Origin of the sequence: Litoribacter ruber, assembly GCF_018449405.1 — a bacterium.
In the GTDB taxonomy this organism is placed as follows: Bacteria; Bacteroidota; Bacteroidia; order Cytophagales; family Cyclobacteriaceae; genus Litoribacter; species Litoribacter ruber.
In genome coordinates this window covers 102,899-123,998 of sequence record NZ_JAHCMY010000003.1, presented here as the reverse complement: position 1 = coordinate 123,998, position 21,100 = coordinate 102,899, and the positions used below count along the sequence as shown (strand labels likewise).

17 protein-coding genes are annotated in these 21,100 nt (G+C 46.5%); 10 read left to right on the top strand and 7 right to left on the bottom strand.

All coding sequences use genetic code 11. From position 1 onward, the window contains the following. Positions 1-73: 73 nt before the first annotated feature. Positions 74-2,104 carry a PAS domain S-box protein gene (locus KI659_RS07585; RefSeq protein ID WP_213944751.1) on the bottom strand — a complete coding sequence of 677 codons (2,031 nt, stop codon included), beginning with the start codon at positions 2,102-2,104 and terminating at the stop codon, positions 74-76. A 5-nt stretch (positions 2,105-2,109) separates the two neighbouring features. Further along, positions 2,110-2,763 carry a hypothetical protein gene (locus tag KI659_RS07580; RefSeq protein ID WP_213944750.1) on the bottom strand — a complete coding sequence of 218 codons (654 nt, stop codon included), beginning with the start codon at positions 2,761-2,763 and terminating at the stop codon, positions 2,110-2,112. Between the two features lie 379 nt (positions 2,764-3,142). On the opposite strand from KI659_RS07580, the gene KI659_RS07575 reads away from it, so the two are divergent. From KI659_RS07575 to KI659_RS07550, 6 genes are all read left to right on the top strand, one after another. Continuing rightward, positions 3,143-4,789 (top strand): TldD/PmbA family protein, encoded by a 1,647-nt coding sequence (locus KI659_RS07575; RefSeq protein ID WP_213944749.1) that lies wholly within the window; start codon positions 3,143-3,145, stop codon positions 4,787-4,789. Between the two features lie 12 nt (positions 4,790-4,801). Continuing rightward, positions 4,802-6,118, top strand: a complete 1,317-nt coding sequence (locus tag KI659_RS07570; protein ID WP_213944748.1) for a TldD/PmbA family protein — start codon at positions 4,802-4,804, stop codon at positions 6,116-6,118. Positions 6,119-6,435: 317 nt separating this feature from the next. After that, on the top strand, positions 6,436-7,053 hold the full coding sequence (locus KI659_RS07565; protein ID WP_213944747.1) for a DUF4159 domain-containing protein: 618 nt from the start codon (positions 6,436-6,438) through the stop codon (positions 7,051-7,053). A 2-nt stretch (positions 7,054-7,055) separates the two neighbouring features. After that, entirely contained in the window at positions 7,056-8,048 is a 993-nt protein-coding gene (locus KI659_RS07560) for an AAA family ATPase (RefSeq protein WP_246535328.1), read from the top strand. After that, a complete protein-coding gene (locus tag KI659_RS07555) occupies positions 8,045-8,914 on the top strand; it encodes a DUF58 domain-containing protein (RefSeq protein ID WP_213944745.1) in 870 nt (289 codons plus the stop codon). Before KI659_RS07560 ends, KI659_RS07555 begins: the two co-directional genes overlap by 4 nt. Next, positions 8,914-10,083: a BatA domain-containing protein gene (locus KI659_RS07550; RefSeq protein ID WP_213944744.1), complete on the top strand. Its 1,170-nt coding sequence runs from the start codon at positions 8,914-8,916 to the stop codon at positions 10,081-10,083. Before KI659_RS07555 ends, KI659_RS07550 begins: the two co-directional genes overlap by 1 nt. On the opposite strand, the gene KI659_RS07545 is transcribed toward KI659_RS07550, so the two are convergent. Further along, positions 10,080-10,523, bottom strand: a complete 444-nt coding sequence (locus KI659_RS07545; protein WP_213944743.1) for an RES family NAD+ phosphorylase — start codon at positions 10,521-10,523, stop codon at positions 10,080-10,082. The two genes, KI659_RS07550 and KI659_RS07545, sit on opposite strands and share 4 nt — an antisense overlap. Positions 10,524-10,526: 3 nt before the next feature. Beyond that, positions 10,527-10,910: an antitoxin Xre/MbcA/ParS toxin-binding domain-containing protein gene (locus KI659_RS07540; RefSeq protein WP_213944742.1), complete on the bottom strand. Its 384-nt coding sequence runs from the start codon at positions 10,908-10,910 to the stop codon at positions 10,527-10,529. Between the two features lie 224 nt (positions 10,911-11,134). Between KI659_RS07540 and KI659_RS07535 the strand changes: the two genes are divergently transcribed. The 4 genes from KI659_RS07535 to KI659_RS07520 all read left to right on the top strand — a co-directional run bounded on the left by KI659_RS07535 (position 11,135) and on the right by KI659_RS07520 (position 16,803). Continuing rightward, entirely contained in the window at positions 11,135-13,324 is a 2,190-nt protein-coding gene (locus KI659_RS07535) for a hypothetical protein (RefSeq protein WP_213944741.1), read from the top strand. Further along, on the top strand, positions 13,321-14,931 hold the full coding sequence (locus KI659_RS07530) for a hypothetical protein (RefSeq protein WP_213944740.1): 1,611 nt from the start codon (positions 13,321-13,323) through the stop codon (positions 14,929-14,931). The genes KI659_RS07535 and KI659_RS07530 overlap by 4 nt, the downstream gene beginning before the upstream one ends. 735 nt (positions 14,932-15,666) lie before the next feature. Further along, complete coding sequence (locus tag KI659_RS07525; protein ID WP_213944739.1) at positions 15,667-16,590, top strand: DUF4221 family protein; 924 nt, start codon at positions 15,667-15,669, stop codon at positions 16,588-16,590. After that, complete coding sequence (locus KI659_RS07520; protein ID WP_213944738.1) at positions 16,591-16,803, top strand: hypothetical protein; 213 nt, start codon at positions 16,591-16,593, stop codon at positions 16,801-16,803. Between the two features lie 83 nt (positions 16,804-16,886). Here the strand turns inward: KI659_RS07520 and KI659_RS07515 are convergent, their stop codons facing one another. From KI659_RS07515 to KI659_RS07505, 3 genes are all read right to left on the bottom strand, one after another. Beyond that, positions 16,887-17,381 (bottom strand): hypothetical protein, encoded by a 495-nt coding sequence (locus tag KI659_RS07515; protein WP_213944737.1) that lies wholly within the window; start codon positions 17,379-17,381, stop codon positions 16,887-16,889. 79 nt (positions 17,382-17,460) lie between these two features. Then, on the bottom strand, positions 17,461-18,567 hold the full coding sequence (locus KI659_RS07510) for a ferredoxin--NADP reductase (RefSeq protein ID WP_213944736.1): 1,107 nt from the start codon (positions 18,565-18,567) through the stop codon (positions 17,461-17,463). A gap of 83 nt (positions 18,568-18,650) precedes the next feature. Next, positions 18,651-20,849 carry a DUF5916 domain-containing protein gene (locus tag KI659_RS07505; protein WP_246535327.1) on the bottom strand — a complete coding sequence of 733 codons (2,199 nt, stop codon included), beginning with the start codon at positions 20,847-20,849 and terminating at the stop codon, positions 18,651-18,653. Between the last annotated feature and the right edge of the window lie 251 nt (positions 20,850-21,100).

Here is a 21,100-nt window from a genome sequence, read left to right as displayed (position 1 = left end):
CCCGCCACCTGCCTTCATCATCTCGCGCAGTGCACAGCGCCCAGCGCTCAGCGCATCCGAGGTTATTTTTAAATCACTTCCCATCATACCGCCTCAGCTCCTCCGACTTCCGGATCACCCCCTGGATCACCATGTCAAGTTCCTTGGCGGAATCGGAGATGAATTCAAGCACATCCCTAAGCTCTTGCTTGTTATCAATACCTTCTTCTAAATCTTGATCCAGCATATCTACCAGACCGAGGATCCTGGCCAATGGCGCGCGGACGTGGTGGGATTGCACGTGGGCAATTTCCTTGAGCTGGGCGTTTTGAAGCTTTACCTCCTCCATCAGCTTGGTGGATTGGGTCACATCAGCGGTGGCGCCCACCATTCTAACTGCGTTGCCGGCATCGTCACGCAGCACATAGCCACGGTCCTCCACATACACGACCTGACCATTTTCTTTGACAAGGCGGTAATTCAGCTTCCAGTGGTGGCAATCATGATCCTGCATCACCTCTTGCAGCCTTTTCTTCACTATCTTAATATCGTCCTGATGGATGAACTTCAGCCAAAGCCAGCCTTTGATATCGGGTTGCAGTTCTGTGCCCAGTAACTTTTGGAAACCTTTGCTCCTTGTCACCTTGTCCTTGCTCAGATCCCAATCCCAGATCATCTCGTTGGTGGCCATCATCGCAAACCTGAACCGCTCATTGCTGATTTTGAGTTTTTGGTTGTTGATCACCAAGTCGGTCACATCCCGCATATGCAGGATGGTGCCCTGCACTTGGCTATCCTTACTCAGGTTGATGGCCGTGCCCTCCACCCATTTCCAGAAACCCAGATGGTCCTTTACACGAAATGGCGGAAATTTGACCTGCTGTAGCGGTTTTAAAAAGAGCAACTTTTTCATCACCCTAAACCTGTCTGCCGGATGTACCAACATCAAGGCCTCTTTACCCAAGATACGCTCCACCTTCCAGCCCAAGAGCCTTTTTAAAGTCCCGCTCATAAAGGAAACCAGCCCCTCCTCATCAATGATGGATATCAGCTCGGCTCCGTGCTCGACAATGGTTTCATAAAAGCGATGGGAAGCCGGGTGATCAACTGAATTCTCCTCCGCAACCCCCACATAGGGAGCCAAGTCCTCTCTCACGGTAAGTCCGAAGCGCTCCATTTCCAATTTGAGGTTTTTCTCAATCTCGTTGGCTACTAGGGAAGCAAAACATTTCAGGAACTCCTTTTCCGTTGGGCTCCAATCTCTTTCCCTCACACAATCATCAAATCCTATAAACCCGTGAAAATTGTTCTGCACATATAAAGGCAGGATAAAAATGGACTTGATCTTTTGGTCATCCAGTATTTCCCTGAGATTTCCAGGCCTTAGTTGTGAGATATTCCTGCAAAAGAAATCCTTGTCAACCAAAGGCTCTATCAGGTCCTCAATTTCCTCAAACAGGAGGTTTTGCGTGACCATATTTTCCGACTCATCCCAATAGCTGTCTTTGGCCCATTCGAACTGCTGGCTGGTGGCCGGTTTGCCGGACTGGGGATGCTGACCGTTGACAAAGTAGTAGGCCCGCTCCACGTCTAGCTCCTCCCCTACCAGCTTTAGGGCTTTGCCCAAAGAGGCCTCCAACTCCTGCTCCTGACGGAAAATCCCCAACAGGGATCCCATCAGACTGAAATCCAACTGGCTTTCCATAGGAAAGGTAATATTTTCCTCCACCGTCAGCAGCTCTTTAGAAACCTGCAGGATGTATTTCAATTCGCTGTTTTGATCCAGAATAGGAATATTCTCAATTTCCCAAGCATATTCCTCCACCAGCCCGTCAGCAGTCTCCAGCTCAAAGTGGAACTTCTCTATCTTTTTGGGAATTCGGTAGGTTTTTACATACTCCAGTGAAGTTTTGAGTATTGTCGCCGATATGTTCAACCTATCCTCATGATGGGAATAAAAAGCCTTAATATAGTCTTTACCGATAAGATCTTTCTTTTCCCCACCGAGCAAACGCAGAAATGCATGGTTCACATTTTCGATCAAATAGCTATCCTTAGCGACAGGTTTTAAAAGCAGGGAAGGGTAAGGGCTAACCTTAAAATACTTGAGGTAAATGTTTTGCATATTGGTTATCGGTTAATCACTTTCAATCTTTCCTGATGCTGGGAAGTCTGGATATGAAAGATCAAGAGACCTTTTGGCAAAATGGCCAACATTCGGTCAAGTTCAAAATTTAATTGCTGCAGACTATCCGTCTGTATCTCCCAGCTCCGGTCAAACTGGTCAAAAATCTTCACATTGATTTTTTCACCTCGTCCAAGTTCATACGCATATGCCAACCTGGCGCTATTTTCAACAATGGGGTTTGGAAACACTCTCCAGCTGTTGTCCGAAAGCCGATGCACACCGGGGCTTTCCACCATCACGAGTTCGCTGTAGCTTTCCATTTCACGCGGAGAAGTGGCCTTTATCCGGTAATAAAGCCTGGCCGGCAAGAGGGGAAGCAGTTTGTCCAAGAAATGAAACTCTCCGTTGAGCTCATCCTTACTTTCAAGCGTCCCGATAACTTCAAAATTGGCGATACCGTTAATGGACCTTTCAATTTCAAAGTTCGGGTCATTTTCCTTGAGCATGCTCCAGGCAAGGTTAACCTGATTGGTTTCCTTGTCAAAAGTACTTTGAAAGTATAGCCAGGACATATTCTCAACACTTGCCAAAACAGTCGGATTGGCGCTCCAGGCACACCAAATCAGCAACAGTGTAATCAATCGTGGTGCTTTCATATGCGTTTAAGTTTGAAATAAAATTAAGGCAGGGTTTCTTAAAAAAATCATATTCCACAACCTACCCCTCAAAAAAAATACACCTATTTTTTACCCCTTAACATAAATGCTTTTGGTAGAAAAAATAATGCTATTCTACCCCGAAACGCTATTTTCTATTTTCTACCTGAAAATAAGGAAATGGAGCTTTAAAATTAGATTTTTCCAAGATTATTACCGCTCTGTTTTCTGCCCAAAACCGAAAAATCGCCTCAGGTCACGCATATGAGCCATTTGTAATCTGAGTTTGCTATAATCAAACTTTCGGTCTAAATTTAGAATCGAGCTTTAAAAAAAGCTTAACCTTTATATTCTATTTCAACCAAAACAAGGAGGTAAATTGAAAAGAAGAGATTTTATCCATCTGTCCGGTCTCGGATTGGGTGCGATGATGCTTCCGGGATTGGCTTTCGGCAAGGAAGTCAGCCCAGAAGAACTTATGAACCCAGGCATGCTTAATGCCGCCAAAAAAGAACTCGCCGACGTGGCCTTACAGGCCGCACGATCCAAAGGCGCTACTTATACTGATGTACGAATTGGCCGATACCTAAGACAGTTCCTTTTCACCAGAGAGAAAAATGTCCAAAACATCACCAATGCCGAATCCTTCGGGGCAGGCATAAGAGTGATTGCAGACGGCACTTGGGGATTTGCGGCCACCGATGACGTGACCAAGGAAGGCATTGCCAAAGCGGCCGAAACCGCCGTGGCCATCGCCAAAGCAAATGCCCGTCTTCAGAAGGAACCCGTGGAGCTTGCCCCAGTTCAAGGTGTAGGTGAGGTGACTTGGAAGACGCCTATTGAGAAAAACGCTTTCGAAATACCAGTTAAGGATAAAATAGATCTCTTACTAAAAGCCAACAGCGCTGCCATGGATAACGGAGCGGCATTTGTCACCTCCAACCTTTTCATGGTCAACGAGCAGAAATACTTTGCCTCCACCGACGGTTCCTATATCGACCAGGATATCCACAGAATCTGGCCTACCCTTTCTGTAACTGCAGTTGACAGAGAGGCCGGGCTCTTCAAAACCAGAGACGCCCTTTCTGCACCTATGGGCATGGGCTACGAATATTTGGACGGCCTTGCTTCCGAGAAAACCGAAGGACCAGCAGGCACAGGTTTGGTGAGCTACAGAAACTCCTACGATATGGTCGAGGATGCCACTGCCGCGGCCAAGCATGCCACCGAAAAACTCAAAGCCAAATCGGTGAATCCCGGAAAATACGACCTGGTGTTGGATCCTGACCACCTTGGCCTGACCATCCACGAATCCGTGGGTCACCCGCTTGAACTTGACCGTGTATTGGGTTATGAGGCCAACTATGCAGGCACCAGCTTCGCCACTTTGGACAAATGGGAGTCAGGTGACTTCAAATACGGTTCTGACATTGTCAATATCGTGGCGGACAGAACCCAGGAAAACTCACTTGGCAAAGTTGCCTTTGACGACGAAGGCGTGGAAGCCAAGGAATGGGATCTGATCAAAGACGGGGTATTGGTGAATTACCAGGCCATCCGCGACCAGGCACATATCATCAACGAACCTGAATCACACGGCTGTTGCTATGCCGACAACTGGAATTCTGTTCAGTTCCAAAGAATGCCAAACGTTTCCCTACGCCCTGGCAAAGACAAGCTCAGCGCCAATGACATGATCAAGGATGTGGAAAACGGCATCTACATCGTAGGCCGCGGCTCGTATTCCATCGATCAGCAGCGCTACAACTTCCAGTTTGGCGGGCAGCTGTTCTACGAAATCAAAAACGGTGAGATCACCGGTATGTTGAATGACGTGGCTTACCAGTCCAACACGCAGGAATTCTGGAATTCATGTGTGCAGATTTGCGACAAGGATGACTACAGACTGTTTGGGACTTTCTTTGACGGAAAAGGCCAGCCTTCGCAGGTCAGCGCCGTTTCCCACGGAAGCTCCACCACCCGTTTTAACGGCGTGAATGTCATCAACACAGGTAGAAACATTTAATCCCGACGCGACATGGCAGTTTTAACTAGAGAAGAAGCAAAACAGATTATAGATAAGGTTTTGTCATACGCTTCGGCGGACGAAACCGATGTAAGGATTTCCGGTGGCAAAACCGGCAACATCCGTTATGCAAGAAGCACCGTCAACACCAGCGGTGAATCCAATGAATTGAGCCTGGCCATCACCTCGGTGTACGGCAAGCGCTCAGGCTCCACTACCATCAACGAACTTGATGATGAGTCTTTGAAAAAAGCAGTAGAAAGAGCCGAAGAGATTGCAAAACTCGCTCCCGAAAACCCTGAGTATATGCCTATGCTCGGTCCTCAGGAGTATGAAGAAAGCAGGACTTTCTCCGAATCCACTGACAAGATCGACCCTGAATTCAGGGCCAAGGCAGCAGCGGACAGCATTGACCCCACATCTGCTAATAACCTTACCGCAGCAGGGTATCTAGAGGATTATTCTGGTTTTTCTGCTTTTGGCAACAGCAAAGGCAACTTTGGCTACAACCAGAGTACCTCTGTGGACTTTTCGGTAACAGTAAGAACAGAAGACGGTACCGGCTCCGGATATGCCATCAGGGACTTCAATGACGTTTCCCTTTTGGATACCGGTAGTGTAACCAATATCGCCCTTCAAAAGGCCCAAGCTTCAAGAAATGCTCAGGCCATCGAGCCGGGCAAGTACACGGTGATCTTAGAGCCCACTGCGGCTGGTGACCTTTTGAGGCTGATTTCCAGAAGTATGGATGCCAGAAGTGCCGATGAGGGAAGAAGTTTCTTGAGCAAGAGAGGCGGAGGAACCCGTTTGGGTGAAAAGCTTTTCGACGAAAGGGTAAACATTTACTCTGACCCAACCCATCCTGACATTCCATCAGCCCCTTGGACAGGTGAAGGCCTGCCTAGAGAAAGAACCCAGTGGGTGGAAAACGGCGTGGTTAAAAACATGTTTTACAGCCGCTATTGGGCAGAAAAACAAGGAGTGGAACCAGTTGCCCCACCTTCAGGCATCATCATCGAAGGCGGCGATAAGTCGTTGGAAGACATGATCAAAAGCACAGATAGGGGCATCCTGGTCACCAGGTTCTGGTATATCAGAGCTGTAGATCCACAGACATTGCTTTATACGGGTCTTACGCGTGACGGAACTTTCTACATCGAAAACGGTGAGATCAAGTTCCCAGTTAAAAACTTCCGCTTCAACGAAAGCCCCATCATCATGCTCAACAATATCGAGGAGCTGGGCCAACAGCAAAGGGTCAGCGGCAGCATGATCCCCGCCATGAAAATCCGGGACTTCACGTTCACGAGTTTGTCGGACGCTGTCTAAGAAAAATGGACACAGAGGAAAAAGAGTTTTAAATTGAGTTTCACTGAGTTTAAAATCAACCTAAAAGGGCGCAGAGGTGACAGGGTTTAATCTCTGCGAACTTTTGCGCCCTTTATGGTAGTTGATTTAAATAACCACGGAGAACCCGAGAGCACAGAGATGTCGGATGACCGATGTTGGATGACCGATGTCGGATGAGATTAAACTTTGCGCCCTCCGCGCTTTTCCTTTGCGCCTTTGCGTGAAATTGACCGCGATGGAGCCTCTGTGAAACTCTCTTTAAAACTCTGTGGAACTCCGTTTCCCTTTAACTCATCATGCGAAAATTCTTTTTCACACGTATCAAATACAACTCGGGAAACTGGGATACCGACCAGCGGATGCCGTCCAATTTACTGCATTCACTGGTGGAATACACCACTATACCCATTGATGAAAAAGAAAAGATCGTAGAACTCAGCAGCCCGGAGATCTTCAAAAGCCCTTTTTGCTACATCAGTGGGCATAAATTAGTGGAATTTTCCGAGCAGGAAAGAAACAACTTCCGCACCTATGTCCAAAACGGTGGCTTTGTCTTCGCCGACGACTGCAATCATGACATTGACGGCCTGTTTGCCAAATCCTTTGAGGCCGAAATGGCCAAGACCTTTGGCAAGGATGCCCTGCAAAAGATCCCCAACGACCACGCCATCTACTCCAGCTTTTTCAAGTTTGAGGACGGTCCGCCTACCACCTCCTTTGAGCTCAACGGCTGGGGTGACGACCTGGTCCACGATTACCTTAAGGCCATCCTGGTCAATGGAAGGATCGGCGTCCTCTACAGCAACAAGGATTACGGCTGCGAATGGGACTACGACTTCCGCAACAAACGCTTCCTAAGGGAAGACAACACCAAATTCGGTGTCAACATCGTTGTTTACGCTTTAACCCTATAAAATTGGAAACCACAAAAGAATTAGATCACTATAAAGCATTAGTAGCCAAAATCCCTGCGCTCAAGCAAGAGATTGCCAAAACCATCGTGGGACAGGAAGAGGCAGTCGAAGAGATTCTGGTGGCACTCATGGCTGGAGGGCACTGCCTGCTGGAGGGTGTACCGGGACTGGCAAAAACCCTGATGGTGAAAACCCTCTCTGAAGCTTTGGATATGAAGTTCAAGCGCATTCAATTTACACCTGACCTCATGCCCGGCGATATTCTAGGCACGGAAGTGCTGGAAGAAGACCACCAGACAGGCAAGAAATTCTTCCAGTTCAACAAGGGCCCCATCTTTGCCAACGTGGTGCTGGCCGATGAGATTAACCGTACCCCTCCCAAAACGCAGGCGGCTTTGCTGGAGGCCATGCAGGAAAAAATGGTGACCTATGCGGGAAATGACCATGCTTTACCTGACCCCTTCCTGATCATCGCCACCCAAAACCCCATCGAGCAGTCGGGAACCTATCCCCTTCCGGAAGCGCAGTTGGACAGGTTTTTACTTTATATCAAGTTGGGCTACCCTTCGGAAAAGGAGGAATTAGCAGTTTTGGAAAGAACCACGGGTACTTACAAAACCGAAAAGCAGACCATTTTCTCGGCTGCCGACATCAAGTCCCTGCAGGAACTCACCCGGCAGGTGCACATCAGCCCGGAACTGATGCAGTATATCACCACCCTCGTACGAGAAACCAGACCAGAAACCAGTAAGGTGGACTTTGTGAAAAAGTATACCGAATGGGGCGCAGGCACCCGTGCGGGACAGGCTTTGGTACTATGCTCCAAAGCAAGGGCAATTTTGAAAGGACGCTATTCCGTGATCCCAGAAGACATTCAAACCCTCATCTACCCCATCCTCAGACATAGGCTTACCTTGCATTTCCGTGCGGAGGCTGAAAATATCAGTACAGACCAGGTGATTTCCCAAATGCTAAAAGCCATCCCGTTTAAATGAGTCACAGCCCCGCCGAGCTTATCAAATTAAACAACCTTCAACTTGCCGCCCGCATAATCAGCGAGGAGTTGCAAGGTGGCATCCATACAGGCAGGCGTATCGGGGCGGGGACAGAATTTGAGCAATACAAGCATTATGAACCCGGCGATGACCCCAAGCGGATCGACTGGAAGCTATTTGCCCGCTCCTCAAAATACCTCATCAAGGAGTCGACAGTGGAAAGCAACCTGAGCATTAAATTCATCCTGGACCTCTCCGGCTCCATGAATTACGAAGAAGATGGCATCAAGCGGTTGGAATATGCCAAGGTTTTACTAGCCTCTCTGGCTTTCCTGGCCATGCAGCAGCATGATAAAATAAGCTTTTTCACACTCAAAAATGGGGAGGTGCAGCAAGAGGTACACACAACGCCCAAATCATTCCAGCGTATGCTGTTCACCTTGGAAAATGTGAGGGCCGAAGGTCAATGGCCTGACCGTGCCCAAACCTTTCCACAACTCCAGTCTAGGGAAAGGGAGCTTGTGATCCTGGTTTCGGATCTTCTCCAAACCAATGAAGAATGGACCAACCTGGTGGCTTCGCTGAGCCAACCGAGAAGAGAAATCGTACTGTTTCAGCTACTGGGACAGCAGGAAATCAACTTTGACCTGAAAGGTTTTTACCGCTTTGAAGACCTGGAGTCTGGCTCCACGCTCGAAATGGACGCTGGGTCCATCCGCGAACAATACCAAAAGGAGATGGCAGACTACCTCAACCAGCTCGAAAAGGCCCTGTTTCTCCCACAGGTCCACCTGTTGCGCACCACCTTGGACCAACCCATTGCGGACGTGCTCAGGCAGTATTTGTTAAAAAGAAAACTATACTGATGGAATTGTTGCAGCCTATCATGCTTTGGGGGACATTGGCTATTGGCCTACCCATCCTGATCCACCTCTGGTACAGCAGAAAAGGAAAGCCTATGCCCTGGGCTGCCATGCGCTGGCTGTCAGAGAAAGAACAGCAACCCAAGAAAGGGCTCAAGTTGGACCACCTACTGCTTTTGGTACTTCGGATACTGATCATTTTGCTGGTGGCCTTTATTTTAAGCAAGCCGTTTTTACCCCAATTGGAAAAGCCAATTGAATCTACCGCCGTACACCTGATTGAGCCTACCCCTGCCTTGGTGGAAGAGTTTAGGTTTGAAATTGAGCAGGCGCTTGAAAAAGGGGAACAAGTGTACTGGATGAGCGAAGGCCTCCAACCTGTAGAAAGCCTTGAGCAGGCGACTGAACTCACCCTAGACCGCAACGCCCTGCCCGGTTTCCTGGCCGACCAATTGGAAGAAGACCAGAACCTGCACATTTACCTGCAACCTGACGGACAATACCTAGAGCTCCCCACACTGGTTAGCCCCACGGAAGTCAGTCTCTATGTAAGTGAACAGGACATTCCTAAAGAGGGGGCACCCTTTGTCGCTCTTGCCGGCGAACAGGTCTTAAGGATTGAGGAAGGTGAGCTTGGGCAAAGTGAAAGCGTGCCTACAGAGGGAGAATTGGTTTTTGAAGGACCAGTGAGCTACAAAACGGAAAACTTGGAGGAGCAAGAAATTATCTTCGTCGAAGCTTCCCTGCAGGCCATATCAGAGGTATATGGCCTCACTTTCGAAGCCGCACCAGAGGAAGCCGACAGTCTGGTCAACATCATCTTCACCGATGCCATCCCCGCCCAAGGTAATGAAAACCAAATTGCCATCGTAAAAAACACCTGGGGGCCGGCCATCCAGCCCAACACCTATTTTATGCCAACCAAGCTGGATAAAGATGAAAGTGAATTGATTCGAAGTGGCCGACTACCTGAATTCATCTTGGAAAAGTGGACAGAAGCGCTGAACCTCAAACCACAGCTTCAGGTAAGTAAGCAACAATTGGAGCGTATATTTAAAACTTCCCCAAAAGAATCCGCAAAAAAAGAAGCCAACCTGAATGCCTGGCTGATTATGTTGTTATTGTTTTTGGTCTTGGGCGAGCGGTTTGCGGCTTTCCGAAAAGGAGTTTAAAGTCGCTTATCAAAGTAAAACGGCAATACATCAATGATTTTGACTTGGGCAAAATCTTCGTGCCTGGTATTGATCACATAGTTAAACTCATCCGGAATGACGGCCGAGGGCACTTTTAAAAGTAAGGTTTTCTTCTGCTGAAACCAGCTTGATCCCAGCTCCTCACATTTGGGGCAATAGCTGTCCTGATTCCAACTCTTTGGCAGGGCAGAAACGCTTATCTGTTGGATGGAAACCTGATCAGGCGCATAAATAACCATGGTCCGAAAACTCTTCAAAGGTGAACTTACCCGTCTATGCACCAAGTTTTCCAAGCAGGCAAGAGACCTCGAGGAGGCCGAATAGATGACGGCTTCACCATCCTTATTCCACCTGCCGGCAAAACCGGGCGCAAATAGTTCGTTAGCAAACTCCTGATACGTAATCCTAAAAAGCTCCATCAATCAAGCTACATAACCATGGGCTATCTTGTGAAGATCGCGGGAAACCAGCTCCACCCCTGTAAAAGTATTGAGCATATCCAAGGGGCGTTTTTCGCGAAAGGCATAAGAGGGAGAAGAAAGATACTGCAAAAAGGCATCCTTGCCCTCAAACACCTCCTGGCCAAATTCAAAAAGCCCATAAAGCTTGAGCAGCAACTCCCCTTCCAAAGCTCCAAATCGCTTATTGGCCTTGCGGTAATTATCGATGGTGCGGGGATCGAGGCCCATCAAACCCGCCAAAACCTGCTTTTGGAGGCCGGAAGACTCCAAAAGCATATCAAAGCGAGAAATGGATACCCCCCGATCCACCTCGTACATTACCTGAAAATCATTGACGATACCCATATCTATTCCTTTTCTCCAATATACGTATTTTTTCTTGTCTCAACCGTATTTTTTCGCATTTTTTTCCCAAGGTAAATTTTTTGACACCGTTTGAAAAAAATTACCTGCATTTATGAGCTGGAATGATTATTTTTTCACTTTGTTATATACGTAGTAGGCGTAAGCTTTCGGTCTTCCGTCTTCTATCAAATAAGAATATTCAACCCTAACCCCGTATCCCCCATTTGAACAAACTTAGGAAATCCATAGAAAAGGTACAATGGCAATTACGAGCCAATGCCCTGCTCAAGGCCTTCCTCATGGCCTCTGTTCTGGGGTTACTTTCTTTTGCGTTTCTGGATTCCGAGTGGGTGGCTGTTAGCTTGGCAGGATTGGTTTTTATGGGGTTGTCTTATGTCTTTGGGGCTTTTGCTGCTCAAAGGGAAAGCGCCTTGGCGATTTTGCACCGAAACATAGACCAAATGGAGTATAGCCTGGATCTGCTGAGCAAAAACCAGCTGACCATCGCCGAGCAACTCCAACTTGAAAGGCTCAACCAAAAAGTAGGCAACACCACCATTCCTAGCGTGTGGAAGCAAAACCTTATCCCGTTTTTGGGTTTGCTAGTTTTCGCTGTAGGTATTTATTTCCTGAGCTCTTACTTACCCCAACATCAAATCACTGAGGAAAACCAACCCTTAATCAGCAGCAGTTCCCCTGCCGATCGCAACGAGCGGCCTGCCCTACAGTTAGAGAAAACATCCATCCACATCACCCCTCCGCCCTACACCGGGCTGAAGCCAACCAAGCAGCGGGAAATGGACCTAAGTGTAATGGCAGGTAGCCAGGTGGAGTGGAACTTGGATTTCAACTGGACAGATGATCTACAGGTTGACTTGGTAAATCAAGCCGGAGAAAGGTTGAGTTTTTCCTCCAAGGATGGCTCTTTCAGCCTCAGGGAAAAAGCACTTTCATCGGGAATCTATTCCATTCAGGTATTTCAGGGAGAAGAGGAGCATTTAAGGACGCCATTCCATAAGATTGAAGTCATACAGGACAAGGCGCCGGTAATTGAACCCAAGCAGAAAGAGGTGTACACCTACCATTCCATCCGTGACGAACAGAGGACTACCCTATCAGCAAAAGTTAGTGATGACTTTTTGGTCACGGAGGTTTACCTGGTGGCCACGCTGGCAAGGGGTTCGGGTGAAAATGTGAAATTCAGGGAGACTAGGATCCCTTTTGAAAAGACCCATTTCAAGAGTGCCCAAATGGAAAGGACCCTGGATTTTAAAGCGCTAAATTTCCGGCCGGGAGATGAGCTGTATTATTACTGGGCGGCAAGGGACAACCGACAGCCTGAAGCCAACACGGCACGGTCAGAGACCTTTTTCATCAAATACCGCGATACCACGGCCATGAGTGAGGCAGAACTCACCACCATGGCCGTACAGGTGCTACCCGAGTATTTCCGCAGCCAGCGGCAGATCATAATAGATACAGAAAAGCTTATAGCAGAAAGGGGCAAAAAGGCAGAAAAGGCATTCAACTCCACTTCCAATGAAATCGGCTATGACCAAAAGCTGTTGCGTATGCGCTATGGCCAATACTTGGGTGAAGAATTTGAGAGCAGCGCAGGGGGCGGAGACCCGATGGCTGATGGAGACGGTGACCTTTTGGAAGGCTTTATGCACAAGCACGACCAAGAAGGTGAGCATGAGCCTGACCATGGGCATTCGCATGACCACGGGCACGGCCATGAGCATGAGGAAACAAATAGTCAAAGTAAAGATGACGGTGGGCTGGGCAATCTGCTGGAAAACTTCATCCACGCCCATGAGGATGATGAGATGAACACTTTCTATGAAGAATCGACCAGAGGTATTCTTAAGGCTGCCTTGGAAAACATGTGGCAGTCAGAATTGCATCTGAGGATGTTTGAGCCCGAGAAAGCATTGCCTTACCAAAACAAAGCCTTGGAGCTGCTCAAGTCGGTGCAGCAAAAGTCAAGAGTCTATGTAAGGCGGACGGGTTTTGATCCTCCCCCAATCAAAGAAGCCGAAAAGCGGCTTTCAGGGGATTTGGATAAAATCCATGTCCAAGACTTAAAAACCCTGGAGTTTGACACCGAAAAAACGGCGCAATTGGCGGCAAAAATACTTGGGTTCCTGGAAAGAGAAACGCTTGCTGAAGCCGACAGGCAGGTAGTACGGGAATTCGGCAACTATTGGACTGTGCGGATGCAGACTTCCGGCATGGACGACTGGAACCAGCTCATCAGCCTCCAAAAGCTCTCAAGCGGAGAAGCGCTATCTTTTGATGAAAAAGCCAAATTGCAACAGAAATTGACCACTTTTCTAAAAAACCAACCACGTCCAAAACAAAGCCGTGGAAATAAACAGCTGGAAAGAAACTTATGGAAAAACCTGCCATGATAAATTTCGAGTTTCCTTTTGACGAGGGCTGGAGCGTATTGTTGCTGCTCTTGATGGCAGTAATTTTAGCCCTTCAGGTGATGTGGGTATTGAACACCAAGCGGCTTTCCACACCAAGAAAACTCATCCGCCTGGGGTTGAATGTTATATTCCTACTCAGTATTGCCCTACTCATTTTTGCTCCTTATATAGAAAAGGAAACCCCTAGGCAGCAAGCCTTGGTATATGCACCAAACATTCCCCAAGACCTTGCCCAGCAATACAGCGATAGCTTGAAGATAGAAACATTGGTTCCAATTGAAGATTTTAAAGGCAAAGGAGATGTATACTTACTGGGACATGACTTTGACGCCAAAGATTTAGCGAAGCTCTATGGGTCAAGTGTACAATGGAGGGGAGCTTATGAAAACGGAGTGTTCTCACACCTTGAATGGGAGGGAATTCTCCGACAGGGCCAACGCCAATATGTGAGAGGAAATATTGTAGTGGCAGAAGACACTGAGATCAGTATTCATATGGGCGATGATATGCTGGATAGCATTCAATTAATCTTGGGGGATAAGTCATTTCAACTACAGTTTCTGGCAAAAGCCACTGGCAGAAACGAGGTTAGCCTTAGGGTAAATGGCGAAGAGAAAGGCCTGGTAAGGTATTTTGCCTTACCTAATGCACCTATCCATTACAAATTGCTTTTCAGCTATCCGGACATGGAAAACCGCCGATTGGCAGAATGGCTGGGCACACAGGGACAAAATCTGAGCAGCAGCATCCAAACCTCCGCTGAGGCGCAGCAACTGGCAGAGACTAGTGGGGAGGAAATCCAGTTTTACATCACTGAGCCAAGCATGGCCAACACGGCAGCCCTCAGCGAGGCAGTGGAAGAGGGTGCGAGCATACTGTTTACCAACTTCGAAAATACCGAGGCCCAAATTTTACAGATCAACCGAGCATTGGGCACGGGATTCCAGCTAAGCAGGGTGAGCCAAGAAGGCAATAGGCAGGTAGGAAGTAACCTAACCTCACTTCCTTTCCGCTTTGCGGAAAAACCCAACCAATGGGAATTCTATGATGGGGCTGTGGCATATCAGGAATTGGGCGGTGCAAAGGTGGGGATCAGCCTACTGGAAAACACCTTCCCCATAGCATTTCAAGGAGACACAGTCCGCTATGGTGAGATCTGGAGCCAGATCTTGGATCCTATGCGCCCCATAGAAGGCGATTACTACTCTCTAAAGCAGCCTGTTTTTGAAGGATTTGCAACCGAGATCGAGGTCAATTCATCCAATCCTAAAAATAGACTCATTGCCGATGAGGACACGGTGTTTATGGCAAGTTTACCCATCAATTCATTTATTACAAAAGGAAAGTGGATTCCTGCAGGGAATGGCTGGGTCACTCTTTCGGATTCCTTGGAGATTTACATTCATGCAAATGAATTTAAGGAAGTCCACCAAAACCAACTTATTTCCCACTTTCTTAGAAGCCAACCCCCTCTTCGTGGCACCGAAATACTTACAGAAAAAAAGCCTTTATCCTATTGGTGGATTTTAGGGTTGATTGTGGTTTCGGCATCAATGCTGTGGGTGGAGCCGAGGGTAAATAAATGAAGTTTTAGAAACCTGCCAATAAAAACTACTCCTGTTGATTAATAGCATACATCGTATCCCTCTCCTCCCCCTTCAGCCTCAACAGCTTGGCGATGCGGTCGGGGGTGGGCTTGCCAAGGGAGAACCGGCACTTTGGAAAAACAAAAGCCCCACAGCACAGGCAAAGCCGACAAAAAACAGCTTCTAAAACTGCTGGGCGGTCAAAACTTCATACCGCGCCATTTTATCCTCTAGGGGCAAGTCGCTTTTAAGGTTTCTCTTCATGCCCTGATGAAAATTGAGCCACTGGAGAACCAACAGTGCAAAACCATGATCAGCAGAACCCATTACCGAAAAGTTCGCACCTTCTTCCTAATGGTTATTTGGGTTGATTATTTTTAATTTAACTAAAAAGCGGGGTGAACCAATTTTTCTTCATAAAAAAATTCAACTAACACTTGCATCAATTTTAAAAAAAAAAAAAAACATATTGCATTTGTAAATATTTTATCACTAACATATTCTTTGTTCTATGAAAAAAGTAAAACTAATTTTGGGAGTTTCACTATTATCATTTGGCTTAACACTTAATGTGAATGCAAGTGATTGGTGCGTTTGGAATGAAACTACATTTTCGTGCGAAAACCTGGCAACTGGTCCATATTGTGCAATACAAAAGCCAAGTTGTGATGATGGCCCTGTAGTAGAATAATTAAATTTAGGGCGGGTAATTATCCTCCCTTTAAATATAAAACAATGTATAAGGCAATTATTTTATTTTTCTCTTTGACATTTTTGGTTTCCTGTGAAAATTCAGAAATTTCACCAGCCTACTCTTTAATTCTATCCGATAGTCTGTCAATCAAAATTGGCAGCAACGTGGACCCCAGCACCTTTGCGGTCCAATATCACGAAGGCAATCTTTACTGGTGGAATCAAAATAGAAGTTCAATCAGTAAATTTGATTTGGAGACAGGAAGGTCTTCACAATGGCTTAAATATGAATATGAAGGACCCAATGGAATCGGGAATGTTTTGGGCTTTCATATACATTCGGAGGACAGTATTTTTATACCTGCCTCTCACAAAAATATAATCTCCTTAGTAAATAATGAGGGAAAACTGCTTAACAAATTCGATTATGACCACCCCACAGAAATTTATTCCCCCACAAGTTCTTTAAGCAGATATGGAACGCAATTTACCGTATCGGACGGTAAGCTATTTTTCCAAAGTCCTCCCAATTACATTGCCTTTGAATCCTTGAGTTCACAAATTTTAAATGAATACATCCCTTTCCTGCACTTGGACATAAGTGAAGCTACGATTTCTCCATTATCATTCCGGTATGGCAGTGAACTTATTGAGGGACAAAAGCAAAAATCACAAAGCGCTATCTGTAGTCATGATGGCAAACTTTATTTCAAACACCTGTATAGTAGAAAGCTTTATATTTATGACATAAAATCAGAAGAAACTGAAATCATAGAACTTCCCTCCACGCTTTTGACCAAATACTCCAATGAGTATGAAGAAGGAGCCACTTCCAAAAGTGTGGACCAGTACATGAATGAATTGATCAGGACTTCTGCCTCTCACTCATTCCACTATGATCCTTACCGTGATGTTTTTTATGAGCTGGCCTGGCCTGGGGAAGAGTTACCTGAAAATGCCAATTGAATGGATTACAGCTTATTTCTTCCATATTTTATTGTCAATGTATTCGACAAAGAATTCAATTTGATTGCCGAACACAAGGTCAAGGAAAACACCTATTTACCCCATTTATCATTTATTACCGAAAATGGTCTTAACCTTATAGCCAACCATCCTGAAAAAGAAGGGATCTCAGAGGATGAAATTGTAATCCACACTTTTGAGCTTATACAATAGAAAAAGAGAACTGTTCATTATTCGATATTTAAATAATAATGAATGATGAACGCCGAATGACGAATAATGAAGTAAGGAAACCCCTACTCCCGCTGATTAATAGCGTAAATCAAGTCCTTTTCCTCGCCCTTAAGCCTCAAAAGCTTGGCGATGCGGTCGGGGGTAGGCTTGCCAAGGGAGACGTACACCAAGGTTACAGCATAGGCGATCGTAAAGCCTGCACTGTCATAAAACAGCAGACCAATGGCACAGGCAAAACCTATGAAAAAGAGCTTGTAAAACCGCTGCATAGTCAGAACTGAATACCTGTCCACTTTTTCTTCAAGAGAAATTTCGCTTTTTCTGACTTTCTTGATCCCTTGGTGGAAATTGAACCACTGCAATACCAAAAATGCAATTACCAAGCTCAACAGTACTGTCCCCAACAAAACAGGTAATTCCGGCAGATTCAACTCCATATTTGGGCTGTTGGTGTGCAAATATGCAAACGCAAATGCCGGCAAAGGCAGTCCTGTAAGAATGAGTACATTCCGCTCAAGCACCCGGAACCTGGCTTTTAGATTAACTAATTTTTCCATCTTATATTTGAGCCACAAAGACACAAAGAACACAAAAATAATTCTTCTCTGCGCCCTCTGGTCCTCTGCGGTTATTCTTTTATTCTATAGCTATTTTAACATCCCCACTCATCGGTCTGGAAACACAGCAAAGAATATATCCCTCCTCTTTTTCGCTTTCCGAAAGCCCGGCATCCTCATCCATTTTCACCTCACCCGATACCAGCTTGCCCATGCAGGCGGTACACAGCCCACTCTGGCAGCTGTATGGCATGTCCAGGTCCTCATCAAGACCGGCCTCCAGGATAGTCTTATCAGGCGTGACTTCAAAGCTGTATTCCTGTCCTTCCAGCATCACCAAAACGGTACGGGCCAACTCTGGCACCTCCCCTACTCCCTGAGCAGTAGGATCACCAGCATCTTCCGAAGCTGAAGTGTAGAAGCTCTCCTGAATAATATCCTCCTTGCGCTCCCCTATAGCCAATAAGGTATCCTTGGCCGTAGCCATCAGAGCTTCCGGACCGCAAAGGTAAAACTTTTTGCTTTCAGCCTCAGGGTAAGCACGGGTGGAGAGCACTTCCTTGATCTTTTCAGCATCTATCCTGCCCCTTAGCCCTTTCCAGCTATCACTAGGCTGGGTAAGATTGTGCACCACATCAAGTTGAGGGTATTTTCCCTGCAGGTCCTCAAGAGGCTTTTTGAAGATAATCTGATCTTCGGACCTACTACAGTAAAGTAACGTTATCTTGGACTCTGGTTCATTTACCAGTAGGGATTTGATGATCCCCATCACGGGGGTGATTCCGCTTCCAGCAGCAATCATGGTGAAATGCCGTCTGTTTTTGGAATGCAAATCAGTGGTAAAATTCCCCATCGGCTTGAGAATCGTAATCGTCTTGCCGGGAAACATTTTATCATTCAAGAAATTGGAAACCAGCCCGTCCTTCACCCGCTTGATCGTAATACCAGGGTGGGGATCCATGAAGGGTGAGGTACAAAGACTATAACTCCTCCTCACTTCCTTGCCATCGATATCCAGGATAACGGTCAAAAATTGACCCGCCTTATAATCCAAATAAGGCTCTGGCTGCTCAAAAAATAGGGTGACCGTATCTGGGGTCTCCCTTACCACTTCTCTTATTTTCAGCGAAAGGTACTGGCTACCCTTCGGTTTTTCTTCTTTCTTTTTCCTGAATAAGTTGAACATTTGCGCAATATAAATTAAAAGAGAAATAAGGAAATAGGTACCGCATTCCTTTATTTCCCTATTTCGCATAGCATATTTCTTAATTAAACATTAATCCAATAGGTTAACTTCAAGACCAGCGATCTGTTTTTTACCTGCATGTACTCCGGGAAATAATTATCCGTGTAAACGATAAACAGATCCGAAACCGGCCTGAACCTCCATTGGAATCTAGTATTGATATTAAGATTATCAATCTGATTATTATATTGAACAAAGGTACTCAAAAACAGTTCATCGGTGAAAGAAACTTCAAATCTTGGTCCCACCAGCCATAGGTCGGCACTGTTGTAGGGGGCTGGCATGTCAATCTTATTGTACTCCGCAAACAGGGAAATACTACCATAGGGCTGGATTCTATAGTTCAGGTTTGTCCTCCAATAAAACCTATCGCCATTAAAATACTCCCCGTGATACACCTGTGTGCTGTAATTGAAAAACTTCCGTGTATCGGACGTGTAAGTCACCCCGGCACGGGTGTACCTATAATCCGTCCCTGCTTCCAATCTCTCACCGCCCGTCCGCGTAGGGTCAAATGGAGCAAACAAATACACATACTCGTTAAAAAGATTAAAATTCAAGCTAGAGGTATTTTTCCACTCCAAGCGGTAGTTAAAAGTCCGCCACTCATCTGTCAGCATCCCGAAATCCCGATCTGTGTAAGCATCATAACTTACTCTGAAGCTATGCTGTAGCACTTTTTTCCCCTTCGGGAAAAATCTGTACTGTATGCTCGGCTCAAGTCTCCAATATCCTCGGCGGGGCACAAAACCCACTTCGGCGTTGTAATTTTCGCCCACATACTCATGGTTCCACATGATATGCCAGTTCTTGGTATTGTACCCCAAATAAGACGCATGGGTATATTCATCCCCTCTTTTGTGGGGGCTAAAGCTCTGGTGGTAAAAAAACTTGCCGTTCCATTTGTTGTCACTGGAAGCCAAGTTATAATCCACCCCTACCATCCGGTTAAACTCCGGCATGCTCGTGCCACTCTCCGAAACGTGGGTGGTCTGCCGGTTGACAAATATCCCGGCAATGCTGGATCGACTGAAAACCTTGCGTTGAAACGTCCCCACTGTATAGTTTTGGCCTGGAAACCCTATCGCATCCTCTTGGGCGGTCTGCATATTTAATAGACCTACCCTCAGATTGTCCCCAACATTTCCATTTAGCCTGGCTCCATAAAGTATCCTGTTGTTTGAAGACCTCCCCATACTATCGGTGGCAATACCTATCCTCCGCGAGAAAAAGGGACGAATCTGTCGAAACCCAAAAGAGGAAAACAAGTCGGCATTTTCCAGAAAAAACTGTCTCCTTTCGGGAAAGTAAAGTTCAAAACGGTTAAGATTGGTTTGTTGCTGATCCACCTCCACAGTGGAAAAGTCAGGGTTGACGGTCAGGTCCAGATTCAATGATGGTGTCACCGCAATTTTGGCGTCCATACCTACCGCACCGCCCTGTTCGGAAGGAGTGCCGCCTTGAAAATCCTTCGCCGTATTTCCAGCAGCATAAGGGATCAAGGCGATATTGGGGCCGGTTTTCCTCAAGGGATGCTCCCAATTCATATATCCGGTAAAAGCTAAATTGGTAATCCGTTGGTTAATAGGCACTGGCACCCAGGAGGATGTTTCAAAGTTTTTGAGGTCATTTCGGATGAAATTGACTTTCCAATAATCGGTGCCTTCGGTAAACCTCAGGGTCTTGAAGGGAATGGCTATTTCCACAGCCCAATATCCCTCATACCGCTGCACGGCCGAATACCAGCGGTTGTCCCATACTTCAGAAACGTAGGTCCCATTGTTGACCAAGCCTTCAAGCTGGATGTTCCAAGGGTTTACAGAGAAGAAAAAACCATTGTTGCCGTCATCATAGGGGCCTAGGATGACGCCAAAGGCATCGTTATCGGCAAAAATAAAGTCTCTTTTCAGAGAGGAAACGATATTGGCTCCAGGAGTCTTATCATGCATCACCGCCGAAACGTACAAAAAGTTGTCATCATAGACCATCTTTACCTCGGTCATCTCCGTGGCGGGGTCACCTTCATCGGGAAATTGCTGCACAAAACCACTCACGGCATCCACCTCAGACCAGATATCCTCATCCAGCTGCCCATCAATCCTCATCTCCTGATCGGTCTTGACCACATTCATCTCAAATGGCCTTCTTTTATCCTTATCACCCTTCCCAGCCAAAACCGGGGACAGCATGGAAAACATCACCAAAAAGATTCCTAACCTCATTACCATGCCGCAAAAGTATAGATTTATTCCACCCCAAAACCCTCAAGAATTATTTTCGGCAAAAGAAAGTTTGAACCCCCTAATTTTGGTACATGAATGGGAGAGTGGGGTACTCCACGGCGCACAGGCGTGACGGGTGATCCTTTTCCTTTCAGTCCATTTCTTTGTGCCCTTCTTTTCCTTGGAGCCCTTTGTGTCCAATTTATTAATTTTGAATGGAGAATTAGGTACAAAGGCACCGTTAATTCCTC